The organism is Pseudomonas bohemica (genome assembly GCF_002934685.1).
Lineage (GTDB): Bacteria > Pseudomonadota > Gammaproteobacteria > Pseudomonadales > Pseudomonadaceae > Aquipseudomonas > Aquipseudomonas bohemica.
Genome location: NZ_NKHL01000118.1, coordinates 15,970 through 30,463, shown reverse-complemented (window position 1 = coordinate 30,463; position 14,494 = coordinate 15,970). Strand labels below are relative to the sequence as shown.

At 60.5% G+C, this 14,494-nt stretch carries 12 protein-coding genes; 7 read left to right on the top strand and 5 right to left on the bottom strand.

What is annotated here, in order from left to right; genetic code table 11:
• Nucleotides 1-88: 88 nt before the first annotated feature.
• The gene (locus tag CE491_RS23155) at nt 89-3,571 is read right to left on the bottom strand and encodes an indolepyruvate ferredoxin oxidoreductase family protein (RefSeq protein ID WP_110950666.1); all 3,483 of its coding nucleotides are present in this window, start codon (nt 3,569-3,571) and stop codon (nt 89-91) included.
• 224 nt (nt 3,572-3,795) lie between these two features.
• On the opposite strand from CE491_RS23155, the gene CE491_RS23150 reads away from it, so the two are divergent.
• From CE491_RS23150 to CE491_RS23140, 3 genes are all read left to right on the top strand, one after another.
• Nucleotides 3,796-4,263 (top strand): Lrp/AsnC family transcriptional regulator, encoded by a 468-nt coding sequence (locus CE491_RS23150; protein WP_110950665.1) that lies wholly within the window; start codon nt 3,796-3,798, stop codon nt 4,261-4,263.
• 525 nt (nt 4,264-4,788) lie between these two features.
• Nucleotides 4,789-5,319, top strand: coding sequence for a DUF4880 domain-containing protein (locus CE491_RS23145; protein WP_110950664.1), 531 nt, complete (start codon nt 4,789-4,791; stop codon nt 5,317-5,319).
• A 116-nt stretch (nt 5,320-5,435) separates the two neighbouring features.
• Nucleotides 5,436-6,575 carry a M14 family metallopeptidase gene (locus CE491_RS23140; RefSeq protein ID WP_110950869.1) on the top strand — a complete coding sequence of 380 codons (1,140 nt, stop codon included), beginning with the start codon at nt 5,436-5,438 and terminating at the stop codon, nt 6,573-6,575.
• A gap of 107 nt (nt 6,576-6,682) precedes the next feature.
• On the opposite strand, the gene CE491_RS30405 is transcribed toward CE491_RS23140, so the two are convergent.
• Nucleotides 6,683-6,835 carry a hypothetical protein gene (locus CE491_RS30405; RefSeq protein WP_199885224.1) on the bottom strand — a complete coding sequence of 51 codons (153 nt, stop codon included), beginning with the start codon at nt 6,833-6,835 and terminating at the stop codon, nt 6,683-6,685.
• Nucleotides 6,836-6,982: 147 nt separating this feature from the next.
• Here CE491_RS30405 and CE491_RS23135 point away from each other — a divergent pair, with 147 nt between their 5' ends.
• Together CE491_RS23135 and CE491_RS23130 are read left to right on the top strand one after the other, a co-directional pair.
• Complete coding sequence (locus CE491_RS23135; protein WP_110950663.1) at nt 6,983-7,495, top strand: sigma-70 family RNA polymerase sigma factor; 513 nt, start codon at nt 6,983-6,985, stop codon at nt 7,493-7,495.
• Nucleotides 7,492-8,250 (top strand): anti-sigma factor family protein, encoded by a 759-nt coding sequence (locus CE491_RS23130; RefSeq protein ID WP_110950662.1) that lies wholly within the window; start codon nt 7,492-7,494, stop codon nt 8,248-8,250. Before CE491_RS23135 ends, CE491_RS23130 begins: the two co-directional genes overlap by 4 nt.
• Before the next feature lie 97 nt (nt 8,251-8,347).
• On the opposite strand, the gene CE491_RS23125 is transcribed toward CE491_RS23130, so the two are convergent.
• Together CE491_RS23125 and CE491_RS23120 are read right to left on the bottom strand one after the other, a co-directional pair.
• Complete coding sequence (locus CE491_RS23125) at nt 8,348-10,249, bottom strand: propionyl-CoA synthetase (RefSeq protein WP_110950661.1); 1,902 nt, start codon at nt 10,247-10,249, stop codon at nt 8,348-8,350.
• 81 nt (nt 10,250-10,330) lie between these two features.
• Nucleotides 10,331-11,536 (bottom strand): MFS transporter, encoded by a 1,206-nt coding sequence (locus CE491_RS23120; protein ID WP_234407661.1) that lies wholly within the window; start codon nt 11,534-11,536, stop codon nt 10,331-10,333.
• 106 nt (nt 11,537-11,642) lie between these two features.
• Here CE491_RS23120 and CE491_RS23115 point away from each other — a divergent pair, with 106 nt between their 5' ends.
• Nucleotides 11,643-12,191 carry a TetR/AcrR family transcriptional regulator gene (locus CE491_RS23115; protein ID WP_110950659.1) on the top strand — a complete coding sequence of 183 codons (549 nt, stop codon included), beginning with the start codon at nt 11,643-11,645 and terminating at the stop codon, nt 12,189-12,191.
• Nucleotides 12,192-12,250: 59 nt separating this feature from the next.
• A complete protein-coding gene (locus CE491_RS23110; protein ID WP_110950658.1) occupies nt 12,251-13,540 on the top strand; it encodes a leucine-rich repeat-containing protein kinase family protein in 1,290 nt (429 codons plus the stop codon).
• A 128-nt stretch (nt 13,541-13,668) separates the two neighbouring features.
• Here CE491_RS23110 and CE491_RS23105 read toward each other — a convergent pair whose 3' ends face one another.
• Entirely contained in the window at nt 13,669-14,370 is a 702-nt protein-coding gene (locus CE491_RS23105) for a YebC/PmpR family DNA-binding transcriptional regulator (protein ID WP_110950657.1), read from the bottom strand.
• Nucleotides 14,371-14,494 lie beyond the last annotated feature (124 nt).

Genomic DNA, 14,494 nt, shown 5'->3' with positions numbered 1-14,494 from the left:
TGATCGATCGCCATCGCGGGCAAGCGCGCTTGTACATTCAACAGTTCGCGCGCGAGGACTGCCCCACCTCACGCGCATCTCTTGTCGGCTATGCAGCCACCTCATACAACTTAGGCAACTCCACTTCCCCACTGATCAGGCTCTGACGCATCCGCGCGGCCTGCAGCGCCGCCGCCTTCATCGCGCTTTCCTTCACGTGACCATAGCCGCGAATGCGTTCCGGCAGGCGCGCCAGGCTCAAGGCCGTATGGCGGTTGGCTGCGTTCAAGTGCGTCAGAATCAGCTCGATATCCGCCACATAGCTGTCGATCAGTTCACGCTCCTGACGGCGCTCCAGACTGCGACCGAAGGGGTCGAAGGCCGTCCCGCGCAGGAATTTGAACTTCGCCAGCACGTCGAACGCCTTCAACATCCACGGACCGAAACTGCGTTTGCGGGGGATGCCACTATTGGGGTCGCGCTTGGCGAGCCATGATGGCGCCAAATGAAACTCCAGGCGGTAATCGCCTTCGAACTGCGCCTGCAACTGACGGGTGAATTCACCATTGCTGTATAGCCGTGCGACTTCGTACTCGTCTTTGTAAGCCAGCAGCTTGAAGTAGTTGAACGCCACCGCTTCGGTCAGCACCAATGGCTCGCCGGAGAACAGGCGACTTTCGGCATCGCGCACCTTGCAGACCAGCGCCAGATACCGCTCGCCATAAGCCTGATTCTGGTACTCGCCGAGGGTCCTGGTGTTGTTGGCCAGACGCTGTTCGAGACTCAGCGCCTGAGGCTCGACAGTGACGGCCTCGGGATTGGCCGCAGCCTGGACCGCAGGCAGATCAAACGCCGCACGACGCCCCCAAAGGAACGCCTGCTGATTCAGATTGACCGCCACACCGTTAAGCTCGATGGCCTTTTCGATAGCTGCTGATGTCAGCGGAATCAGGCCCATCTGGAAGGCATAACCGAGCATGAACAGGTTGCTGGCGATGCTATCGCCCATCAATTTGGTCGCAAGATCGGTGGCAGGAACAAAGTGGGTCTTCTCGGTGCCGACCGCTTCGCGAATGGTTTGCATCATGGCATCGGCCGGGAAGTCAGCATCCGGGTTGCGGGTGAATTCCGCCGTTGGTGTCTGCTGGCTGTTCACCACCGCGTGGGACCTGGCGCTGTTGAGCTTGGCGATCGCATCAGGACCGGAGGACACCAGCAGATCGCAGCCGAGCAACAGATGCGCTTCACCGGCGGCAATTCGCACCGCGAACAAATCTTCCTGACGCGCAGCGATGCGGATATGGCTGACCACCGGGCCGAACTTCTGCGCCAGGCCGGCCTGATCCAGCACGCTGCAGCCTTTGCCCTCCAGGTTCGCCGCATAACCCAGCATCGCGCCTACCGTGGTGACGCCTGTCCCGCCGACGCCCGGCAGCAGAATGTTGAACGGTTGATCGAGGCTCGGCAGCGTTGGCTCAGGCAGTTGGGCAAACGCCTGTGCCTGTTTCGGCAATTGCGGCTTGCGCAGCTTGCCGCCGTGGACGGTGACGAAGCTTGGGCAGAAACCCTCGACACAACTGAAGTCCTTGTTGCAGGCGCTCTGGTCGATTTCACGCTTGCGCCCTTCTGCGGTTTCCTTGGGCAGAATCGACAGACAGCCGGACTTCGCGCCGCAATCGCCGCAGCCTTCACACACCGCGGGGTTGATGATCGCGCGCTTGTCCAGATCGTGCAGGGTGCCGCGTTTGCGCCTACGGCGCTTTTCGGTGGCGCAGGTCTGGTCGTAGATGATCACCGACACGCCTTTGAACTCGCGCAGTTCGCGCTGCACGCTGTCCAGATCGCGACGGTGATGGAAAGTGGTGATCGGCGCGAACTGCTCACGACTCGGGTATTTGTCCGGATCGTCCGAGACCAGTGCGATGCGCTGCACGCCTTCGTTGAACACCTGGCGGCTGAGCTGATCGACCCGCAGGATGCCGTCGATGGGCTGTCCGCCGGTCATCGCCACGGCGTCGTTGTAGAGGATCTTGTAGGTGATGTTGACCTTGGAGGCCACCGCGGCACGCAGCGCCAGATGCCCGGAGTGAAAGTAAGTGCCATCGCCGAGGTTCTGGAACACATGGGGCGTTTCGGTGAACGGGGCCTGGCCAATCCAGGTGACGCCCTCGCCGCCCATCTGGGTGAAAGTGTCGGTTTCCCGGTCCATCCAGATAGTCATGTAGTGGCAACCGATACCCGCCAGCGCGCGGCTGCCTTCCGGCACTTTGGTCGAGGTGTTATGCGGGCAGCCGGAGCAGAAATGCGGGGTGCGTTGGGTATTGAACAGCGGCGCCGCCAGGGCTTTTTCCTTATCCTGCAGAAATTGCAGGCGCGCTTCGATTTTCGAGCTGCTGTAGATGGGGGCCAGACGCTTGGCAATCACGCGGGCGATCATGGCCGGTGTCAATTCCGCGAGATTGGGCAGCAACGAGCGGCCCTCTTCGTCGAACTCACCTACAACGCGCGGACGCTGATCCACCGGCCAGTTATACAGCTGGCCGGTGAGTTGGTCTTCGATCACGCTGCGTTTTTCTTCCACCACCAGGATTTCGTCGAGTCCCTCGGCGAAACCGTGAACCGACACCGGTTCCAATGGCCAACTCATGCCGACCTTGAGCACCCGAATGCCCACCGACGCGCACAACTGTTCATCGATACCCAGCTCTTCCAGAGCCTGACGGACGTCGAGATAGGACTTGCCGGTGGTAATGATGCCCAAGCGAGGCTTTGGCGAGTCGATGACCACCTTGTTCAGGTTATTCGCCCGGGCAAAGGCACGGGCGGCGTAGATCTTGTAGGTGTTGAGGCGCGCTTCCTGGGCCAGGGGCGGGTCGGGCCAGCGAATGTGCAACCCGTCGGCGGGCAGCTGGAAATCGTCGGGGATTCGGGTCTGGATTCTCAGCGGGTCAACTTCGACCACCGCTGAGGAATCGACATTTTCGGCGATGGTCTTCATCGCCACCCAGCAACCGCTGTAACGCGACAATTCCCAACCGATGATGCCGTAATCGAGGATTTCCTGGACGTTGCTCGGATTGAGCACGGGAATCATCGAGGCGATGAAGGCATGTTCGCTCTGGTGAGCGATGGTCGACGATTTGCAACCATGGTCGTCACCCGCGAGGATCAGCACCCCGCCATGTTGCGCGACGCCTGCCGAGTTGCCGTGCTTGAAAACATCACCGCAACGGTCGACGCCCGGCCCCTTGCCGTACCACAGCGCAAATACGCCGTCGTACTTGCCGTGAGGAAACAGGTTGACCTGCTGACTGCCCCATACCGCGGTCGCCGCCAACTCTTCGTTGACCCCGGGCTGGAAGTGGATAGCGTTTTCCTGAAGATATTCCTTGGCATCCCACAGGCTCTTGTCAAGATTGCCCAATGGCGAGCCACGATAGCCGGAAATGAAACCTGCAGTGTTCAGACCGCGGGCCTCGTCGCGCTGTTTTTGCAGCATCGGCAAGCGGGTCAGCGCCTGGGTTCCGGTCAGGTACAAATTGCCGGTTGCGAGCCGGTACTTATCATCCAGACGAATATCAGCCAAAGACATTCAGGCACTCCCTTGTTTTTATTAGTGCGTTTTGAATGTGGCGAGCAGTGGCCTCGCAGGCCTTGTGGGCCGTGGTCCTGCCGCTCGGTCGCCGGGACGGTTCAACCCGGCGCTCACGGAGCCAATACTGCCTGTGCGGCGCAGGCTTTTTCTTTCTAATTTGGCCGAAATCTGCTCATATCCTGCATGCCTGTTCCACTTCAAGAATAAAAAAGGGTCAATTCATGCAGGTCAAACTGAGTCCTATCGATCGCAAAATCCTTCGACTGTTGCAGCACGATGCCGACCTTTCGGCTGCGGAAATTGCCGAGAGGGTCGAGTTGTCGCAGTCGCCCTGCTGGCGCCGGATCAATCGGCTGGAAGAAGAAGGCGTGATCGAACGCAAAGTCGCGCTGCTCAACCCCGCAAAGCTCGGGCTGACCATGACGGTGTTCGTGGATGTGAAGCTGTCTGGCCACGGCCGGCGTTATCTGGCCGAATTCGAGGAGGCGATCATCGGCTACCCCGAGGTGCTGGAGTGCTACACGATGGCCGGGGATATGGACTTCATGCTCAAGGTGGTGGTGCAGGACATCGCCAGTTATGAGCGATTTCTACGCGATCACCTGCTGCAAAGCCCCCATGTCCAGGAAGCGCACTCGAACATCGCGATGAGCGTGGTCAAGCGCACGACAGAACTGCCTATCGAGTAGCAGCGGCGATCTACAAGCGCCAAGCCTCAAGAGCTGACCCGCGCTCTCCTGCCGCTCGTGGCTTGCAATTGGCTGAAGGGGATATGACCTATTTCGCAGGAATGCAAAAAAACATTTGACGTACAAATGATAATGATTATTATTGAGCGCAACCGGTCGTGAGATCGGTTGGTAACCCAGAAGCCTTAGGTCGGCTTCCGGATTATCTCCTCATCAGGCTAATCACGGTTTTTGACCCGGCTTTTTGCCGGGTCTTTTTTTTCGTGCCCTTGAAGGGTCTGCTTTGGTTCGGTGTTGCTTCTTCAGGCTAATGAAGAGGGTCGACTGTCGCGATGGCGCGGATGATAGCAAAAGAAAATGCGCATTGAATCGGCATCACGGTCAAAAACGACATATTTGGTAAAAAAGTAGCAATAAACGACCCTGTACTTGAGAATGAATCTCATAGCCACTACCATCGACCCACATCACGAATTATGCCACCCTTTTCCAGGGACGATACACGGATGATGCGAGTGAAACGCCATGACTAATCAGCTCAGCTCGATGTTCTCACTGCCCACACTCCAGCCAGACCCGCCTGTCAGTCAGGGGACCGATGCTTATCGGCGCCGCATCCAAAAACTGCCGCGCAAAACGCAGCAGGTCTTTCTGTTGAGCCGCCTCGATCGGCTTCCCTACCCCGCCATTGCCCAGTTGCTCGAACTCGATCTGGATTCGGTCGAGCGCAAAATGGTTCGCCTGCTCGAACAGTGCCAGACTCAATCCCCCGCGCCGTCAGACGCTGTCGCCCGGGCGCTGCGCTGGTATGTTCATCTGCAAAGTCCCCAGGCGACGGCCAGCCAACGCATCGAATTTCGCCACTGGCTCGATGCCGATCCCGTGCACCTCGATGCTTTCCAGGAGGCCGAACGCCTGTGGTGCAAGCTGCAAGAGCCCGCAGCGGTCATGGGAGCCACCGGCTGGCATCGCCGCAAGCGCCGCGTGCACATCGGTTGGTTATTGCTGACAGCGTTTTTGTGCAGCCTGCTGGTCACCGCTGAAGCGTTCACCTGAGTCTCATCGGCAAACGTTTCTGTCGCCGTCGGGATACCTGATGCGTGTAAAGTACCTGTCATAACAGCCACTCAACGGCGTTGAGTCGGCACTAACGTACCCAGGACTTTTCCGTGATTCAGACCGCCCTTTCCATCACCTGCGATTTCGACAGCGGCAACATCGTCGTGCTCGATGCAAGTAATGCGCAGCATGTAAAACTGGCCATCCGCCCAGACACCCGCAGTCCGCATTTCCAGTGGTTTCATTTCAAGGTTGACGGTATGCAGGTCGGCCAGCCCCACGCGTTCAGCCTGACCAATGCCAGCGAATCGAGCTACAACCGCGCCTGGACCGGTTATAACGCAGTAGCCTCCTACGACCAGAAGACCTGGTTCCGCGTGCCGAGCCAGTTCGACGGCAAGGCGCTGAACTTCGAACTCTCGCCAGAACAGCCACACATCTGGTTCGCTTACTTCGAACCCTACAGCCGCGAACGCCACGAGTGGCTGGTCGATAAGGCACTGAACCGGGCCGACAGCCAATTGCTGGCGACCGGGAAAAGCGTCGAAGGCCGCAGCATTCCGCTATTACGCAAAGGTGACGGCGCGCCGGGCAAACGCAAGATCTGGATCATTGCCCAGCAGCATCCCGGCGAGCACATGGCCGAATGGTTCATGGAAGGCGTCATCGAGCGCCTCCAGGAAAATGATGCCGAGTTGCAGACCCTGCTCGCCTCTGCGGATCTGTACCTGGTGCCGCACATGAACCCCGACGGTTCGTTCCATGGCCACCTGCGCACCAACGCTCAGGGCAAGGATCTCAACCGCGCCTGGCAAGACTCCACACCGCAGTTGAGCCCTGAAGTGTTTTTCGTCAAAGAACAGATGGAAAAATACGGCGTGGACATGTTCCTGGACGTCCACGGCGACGAAGAAATCCCTTACGTCTTTACCGCCGCCTGCGAAGGCAATCCGGGTTACACCGAAAAGCAGAAGGAGCTGGAAGCCGACTTCCGCGCGCGCCTGAGCGATTTGACGAAGGATTTCCAGACCCGCTATGGCTATCCGAAAAGCGCGCCGGGCAAGGCCAACATGAACCTTGCCTGCAACAGTGTCGGCGAGCGCTACAAATGCCTGTCACTGACCCTGGAGATGCCATTCAAGGATAACGACGACGCGCCGGATGTCGTCACTGGCTGGTCGGGCAAACGCTCCAGGCAGCTGGCGCGGGATGTATTGACCATCATAGGGCAGATGGTTTCGGCGTTGCGCTGATTTCAAGCTCAAATGCGCCCCTCTGTAGGAGCGCGCTTGCCCGCGAAGGCGGTCTGTCTGCGCCAACGGTGTTCACTGACAAAACGCATTCGCGGGCAAGCGCGCTCCTACGGATCCAGGTCCGCAATGCCCCGCGTCGTGCACCGCGCCATTCTGTCCAGCAGCTCATCCCGGCGAATCCGTTCATGAAACGGCGCCGCCGCCAGGTACGCGAGGATGGTCAGGAAGAACAGATACGCTCCAACCGGGAATACCGGCATGCCGTTCCATCCCGGTGAGCCATTGCTGGCCGTTCTTTATTCCATGAATCGATCAATATTTTTTTCTTTGGTGGAATAACCTGCATCGGCGTGCGTCTGGCAGGTCTACGATCCGAGCCATACCGCTGATCGACCCGGAAGCCACCCATGAATGATGTCGACGATCAACTACGAGAATTACTGCCGCGAATGCGTCGATTCGCGGTGTCGCTGACTCGTAACGCCAGCAGCGCCGACGATCTGGTCCAATCAAGCCTGGAAAAAGCCCTGTCCGCGTGGAGCGGCAAGCGACCAGAGGGCGACCTGCGCGCCTGGTTATTCGCCATTCTTTATAGGCAATTTCTCGACGCGCAACGACGCTCGCGGCGGTATAGCCGCATGCTGGAACTGTTTACCGGCGGCAAGGAGGATCATTACCAGCCTTCCGTGGAGCGCACGGTGGTCGCGCAAACCACCTTGCAGGCGTTCGAGCGTCTGAATACCGAACAACGCGCTTTATTACTCTGGGTCTCGGTCGAAGGCTTGAGTTACAACGAAGTGGCTCAAATCCTCGATGTCCCCGTGGGAACTGTCATGTCCCGCTTGTCGCGCGCGCGTCAGGCCCTGCGCCTGCTCAGCGAAGGCGAAATCACCACCCCTGCCCTGCGGATACTGAAATGATCACTTTGCCCCCCAGTGAACGTGACTTGCACGCCTACGTCGACGGTCTGCTCAACGACGCCGATCGGCAGACCCTGGAAACCTGGCTCGCGGCCCATCCCGAACGGGCGAAACAAGTGCTGGCCTGGCAGCGGGATGCGCAGAACCTGCGCGCAGGCCTCAGTGGCGAGCTGCACCGGCCGCTGAACCCCGAGCTGGACCCGGCGTTCATTCGCCAGCGGTTGCGTCGTAACCGCTCCCGGCATTTCGCGACGGCGGCGGCGCTGCTGATTGCCGTCGGTATTGGTGGCCTGAGTGGCTGGCAGGCGCGGGAACTGACCATGATCAGCGGCGTTCTGCCCATGGCCGACGCCGTACAGGCTTACCGGATGTTTGCGGTCAATGACAACATGGCCAGCGATTGGAACAGCGCCAAGCCGAACGACGTGCAGGTCTGGCTTGACCAGAATTTCGCCCAGGCCAATCGTGCGCCTGATCTGGAATCGGCGGGATTCAAACCGGTGAGCGCGCGTCTGACCAGCACCGAGCAGGGCGCCGCAGCGATGGTGGTGTACAAGGATACCCAAGGCAGGACCCTGAGCTTCTACATCCGCCCGCCGGGTGCCAACAACCATTTGCTGTCATCCGGCACGCGGCGCGATGGTGAACTGCAGGCGAACTACTGGTCGGGTGGGGGTTACAACTACGCCGTGGTCAGCCCGGCAGACGATCCGGCGGCGCAGGCGGCACGTCAGGCTTTGAAGCAACCGATTTGATGCCCTGGCAGCCTGGTTTGCCAGCGGTAGCGCCCTTCAATATGCCATCGCCGGCAAGCAGGACTGCTACGGCGCTCCACCTCCCACAGCGGCGGGCTCAGCCCAGCGCGGTGGCGATTTCCTGAAGAATCGCCGGATCGTCGATGGTCGCGGGAGTGGTGTAAGCCTCGCCATCGGCGATTTTGCGCAGCACGGCGCGCAAGGTCTTGCCGGAACGGGTTTTCGGCAAACGCTTGACCACCACCACGCGATTGAAACAGGCCAGCGCGCCGATTCGCTCGCGCACCAGCGCGATCAACTCCCGCTGGACCTGCCCGGCGCCCTCCTCGACGCCATCGTTGAGCACCACCAGCGCCAACGGCACCTGCCCCTTGATCTCGTCATGTACGCCGATCACCGCACTTTCCGCCACTGCCGGGTGCTGCCCGACCAGGTCCTCCATTTCGCCAGTGGACAGGCGATGGCCAGAGACGTTAATCACATCGTCCGTGCGGCCCATGATGTAAACGAAGCCGTTGTCATCGATGTAACCGCCGTCGCCAGTGTTGTAGTAACCAGGAAAGGTCTGCAGATACGCCTGCAGAAACCGCGAATGATCGCCCCACAGTGTCTGACTGCAGCCCGGCGGCAGCGGCAAGGTGATCACGATCGACCCCGGCTCGCCCGGTCCGAGCAGATGCCCTTCCTCATCCATTACCCGGACGGCGAACCCCGGAACCGCCCGATTGCTGGAGCCTGGCGCCGGTTCATGCCCTTCCAGGCCCAGACAAGGTGCGGTGACGGGCCAGCCGGTTTCGGTCTGCCACCAGTGATCGAGCACAGGTTTGCCAGTCAGCATCTCAAGCCATTGATGGGTGCTGGAGTCGAGCTTTTCACCGGCCAGAAACAGCTGCCGGATCGAACTCAAGTCACGCCCTTCGAGCAACTGTCCGCGGGGGTCTTCCTTGCGAATCGCACGCATGGCGGTCGGCGCGCAAAACAGTGCGTTGACCCGGTACTCCTCGATGATTCGCCAGTAGGCCCCGGCATCGGGTGTGCGGATCGGCTTGCCTTCATAGAACACCGTGGTGCAGCCGGCCATCAGCGGTGCGTAGACGATCAATGTGTGCCCGACCACCCAACCGACGTCAGAAACCCCCCACCAGATTTCCCCGGCGCACATGCCATAAACCTGCCTCATGGTGTAGAGCATTGCCACCGCATGGCCGCCGTTCTCGCGAACGATACCCTTGGGTTTGCCGGTGGTGCCGGAGGTATAAAGGATGTACAGCGGATCGAGGCTGGAGACCGGCACCGGCTCGACCGGTTCGACGCCATCCAGCGCGGTTTCCCAATCCAGATCGCGTGGCCCGTGCATGTGCGCCAGCGATTGCGGACGCTGCCAGAGCAGTACATGATCCGGTTTGAACGTCGTCAATTCCAGGGCTTTGTCCACCAACGGTTTGTAGGGGATGATCCGCTCGAACTCCAGTCCGCAGGAGGCCGTGAGCAGCAACTTCGGCTTCAGATCATCGATACGCAACGCCAGTTCGTGGGGTGCGAAACCGCCAAAGACCACCGAGTGCATGGCGCCAATCCGCGCACAGGCCAACATTGCCATGGCAGCCTGGGGAATCATCGGCATATAGATGATGACACCGTCGCCCTTCTCCACACCCAGCTTGCGCAATAATCCCGCCAGCCGCGCAACCTCGTCGCGCAATTGGTTGAAGGTGTAGCTGGATTTGCAGTCAGCGACGGGCGAGTCGTAGATCAGTGCCAACTGCTCACCACGACCGAGTTCGATCGGGTGATCCAGCGCAAGGTAACAACTGTTGAGCTGCCCGTCGGCGAACCAGCGGTGGGTGCCATCGGGCATGGATTGCAGCGCTTGCTGCGGCGCGCGGTACCAGGCCACCTGCCGCGCCTGCTCGGTCCAGTAGCTCTCGGGATCAGCGATGGATTGCCGATGATGGTCCGCATAATGCGCGCTGGCGGGCGCACCTTTCCTGTCATTCATCAGTGGATCCCTGTGATTGTTTTTATGAGGGCAAGCACACAGGAATGAAATTAGCAGAAGCGCAAGCGCCTGCCACAGGTATCAGGCCGCTTTGATTCGCGCGGCGCGCTGAAACAGCAATCCGCCCAGCGCAAGTAACGCCAGCCCCACGACCACCGCACCGTAAACGTTGGTGGTCACGATCAGCCCTTCTGTCTTGATCGCCAGCCCCGCCACCAGTGCAGGTATGCAAAACGCGAGGTAACTGAGCGCCAGAAAGGTGGACATCAAGCCCGCCCTCTCGTGGGCGTGGGCCAGGGGCAGCAGCAGGCGCAGCGCACCGAGGAAGCTGGCGCCGAAACCGACTCCCGCCACCACGGTTCCTGTAAAGAACAACCACAGCCAGCCCAGATTGACCGCCAGCAGAACCACCGACACGCCCATCGCCAGGAAGCTGCAACCGACCAGTAAAGCCAGTTGAGGCGACCTCAGGCGCAGGTTCATGATCGAAATTGCGCCGCTGATGGTCAGTGCCGCCACCGCCAGACCACCATTGAGCGCCGACTTCGAGCCAGTCGCCGCAGCCAGTAGCGAGGGCGCAAGAGACAGGTAGAACCCGCCCAGGGCCCAAGCGGCGATGTCCGCCGGCAACACCAGTAACAGGGTGCTGCGCGCACGTTGAGGCACGTATAACCTGGGCCTCAAGGTGCTCAACACGCCGGGCTGAGGCGTTACGGTTTCCTGCACACGCCACAGATACAACAACTGCCCAACGAAGGCGGCCAGCAGAAGGATGTAGGCCAGGAGCAGGGGCAACGGTGCGTATTCCACAAGCGCGGCGGTGCCGAACGCTCCCAGGGCCATGCCGAACATCGGGGTAATGCTGTTGATCAGCGGTCCCTGGTTCTGATCGGTATCGAGCATCGCCGCGCCCAGGGCACTGGTGGCAATCCCGGTCGCGACGCCCTGCAGCATGCGCGCGCCAATCAGCCAGCTGACATCGCTGGCGCCGATGAACAGCAGCAGCGAAAGGATCTCCAACAGCAGCGCTACGAATATCACCGGTCGGCGCCCCAGATAATCCGACAGTGAGCCGAACACCAGCAGGGTGGCCAGCAGGCTCAACGCATAAACGGCGAAAATCATCGTCAGCAGCGCCGAGGAAAAACCCCACGCCTGTTGATACACATGGTAAAGCGGCGTCGGCGCACTGGAGGCTGCGAAGAAACACAGCATGACAAAAGCGAGATACCCCAGGTGCCCCCCGCTCCGACCATCGACTTGCGGGTTCTGCAACGAATCAGACACGAGTACACTCTCCCGACAAAGCACACCACAAAAGCCACTAATTAGCGTTAGAGAGTGTGCGAGCAGAATCTGCTTAAAGCAAATACTTTGTGTTAAGGTCCGATCCATGGCTATCAAAGAAGGCATTCGTACTGGCGGGCGCAGCGCCCGGGTGCAGACATCGATCCACGCAGCCGTGCGCGATCTGCTTCAGGAGCAGGAGCGTTCGGCGCTCAGCGTGCCGATGATCGCTGCCCGTGCCGGGGTCACGCCGTCGACCATTTACCGGCGCTGGGGCGACCTCACCTCGCTGCTCGCCGATGCCGCCGTGGAGCGTCTGCGCCCGGACGAACCAGTGGATTGCGGCAGCCTGCGTGAGGATCTGCGCACCTGGGTCGAAGTCTATCTGGAGGAAACCAACTCGGCGCCCGGCCGCGAAATGATGCGCGACGTGGTCGCCAGCAGCGCCACCCTGTGCTCGGGCAAGTGCCTGAACATCGTCCGCGACCAGCTGCAGATTATCATCGACCGGGCCCAGCAGCGCGGCGAACGCAGCCCTTCGGCCGATGAACTGGTGGACGCGGTCGTTGCGCCCATGGTGTACCGGATTCTCTACGCCGAATCGGCGCCCACACTCGAACGCATGCATCAGTTGCTCGACCGCTGCCTGGGTTGAGCGCAGCGCCCACGAAGTGGTTATGATGACGGGCCTTGGACCACGGGCCTCTCTTCCCCATGCACACTCTCGCAGACCTGCGCGCCGGCAAGCTGGCGGGCAGCAAACGGCTGGACCTCAGCTGCGGCCTCACGGCTTTTCCCGACGAGATTTTCAGCCTCAGCGATTCGCTGGAAGTGTTGAACCTGTCCGACAACCGACTGACCGAGCTGCCAGCCGACCTGCATCGGCTCAAGCATCTGAAGGTCCTCTTCTGCTCCAACAACCTGTTTACCCGATTGCCCGAGGCCTTGGGGCAGTGCGAACAGCTGTTTTTCGTCGGTTTCAAGGCCTGCCGGATCTCGCAAGTGCCGCCCCGCTCGCTGCCGCCGCGCCTGCGTTCGCTGGTGCTGACCGATAACTGCATCGAGTCGCTGCCTGAGGAGCTGGGTCAATTCGAGCACCTGCAAAAGCTGATGTTGGCCGGCAATCGTCTGCACGGTCTGCCGCCGTCCATCGCAGCCTGCCAGCGACTTGAACTGGTGCGCATTGCCTCCAATAATTTTCGCCAGCTGCCGCAATGGCTGCTGCAGATGCCTGCATTGGCCTGGCTCGCGTTTGCGGGCAATCCGCTGAATGACATCCATACCGAAGAACCAATCCGCCAGATCCCCTGGTCGCAACTGACCCTGCATCAGGTCTTGGGCGAAGGCGCGTCCGGGATCATTCAAAGGGCCCAATGGTTGGACGGTGCCGGGTCGACTGAAGAGGTGGCGGTCAAGCTCTACAAGGGCGATCTGACCAGCGATGGCTCGCCATTGAACGAGATGGCGGCGTGTATCGCGGCCGGGCGGCACCCGCACCTGATTCCAGTCGAAGGCGAAGTGTTCGGACACCCGCAACAAGCCAGGGGTCTGGTCATGCAACTGATCTCACCCCGCTTCGCCACGCTGGCTCGCCCGCCAAGCCTGGAATCCTGCACCCGCGACGTCTACGACGGCACGCGCCTGCGCTTCGATACCGTGCTGCGCATGGCGACCGGCATCGCTTCGGCCTGCCGCCACTTGCACGACCGAGGCATCAACCACGGCGACCTCTATGCGCACAACATTCTCTTTGAAGAGAACGGCGAGAGCTTGTTGGGGGATTTCGGGGCGGCTGCGTTTTACCCTGATGTACAAACCGGGCGAACACTGGAACGTATCGAAGTGCGAGCCCTGGGGATTCTGCTCGGCGAGTTGCTTGCCTGCTGCGATGCCAGCGACGGCGAAACGGCAGAACTGCGTGGGTTGCAGCAGCAGTGTGTGCAGCCGGACGTGATGTGTCGCCCGAGTTTCGCCGCAGTGGAGCGAGCGCTGAGTAGTCTGTAGCGGCATTGCTTGCCGACGGCGGCGTCTTTGAGATCGCTGCCGCTGGCAAGCCGGACTACTCCAAGGTGAGCGTGTATGCAAACTCCCGGCACCCCGCAGGAACTGGGAGCAGCGCGGCAGAATAATCCTTACCCTGCCAGCCCCACATACACGTTCTGCACGTCGTCATGGCTGTCGATCGCTTCCAGGAACGCTTCGACTTCGGCCATCTGCTCGTCGCTCAGGCCCGACACCGGGTTTTTCGGGCGATAGCCAAGCTTGGCCGACTCAACGGTAAAGCCTTGCTCGGGCAGCGCCTTGCACACGGCATCCAGATCGGTGGTTTCGGTGTAGAACAGGGTCACGCCCTCGTCGCCCGCTTCGACGTCCTGGGCGCCGGCTTCGATGGCGGCTTCTTCAGGGTCGGTATTGCCGTCGCCTGCGGCCTCGATCATGCCCAGGTGGTCGAAGTCCCAAGTGATCGAACCGGCTGCGCCCATTTGCCCCTTGCGGAACAGCACGCGAATCTCGGCAACGGTGCGGTTGACGTTGTCGGTCAGGCACTCGACGATCAGCGGCACCTTGTGCGGGGCAAAACCTTCGTAAGTGACGAAATGGTAGTTGACCTGCTCGCCCAGCAGGCCCGCGCCCTTCTTGATCGCCCGTTCCAGGGTTTCACGGGGCATCGACGCCTTTTTCGCCTGCTCGACCACCAGACGCAGACGCGAGTTCATGTCGGGATCAGCGCCGGAACGCGCGGCAATCATGATTTCCTTGGACAGCTTGCCGAAAATCTTGCCCTTGGCGTTGGCTGCTGCTTCTTTGTGTTTGACCTTCCACTGTGCGCCCATGATTGCTCTCTTGTTCCGATGGCGATAAACCGTCGATGCCGGCCCGGCGTGGCGCGCTGAACCTGCGACGATAAATGCTGAAAATGGTGAACGATGACACGCCGGACAGAACCCTGGCGCCCGG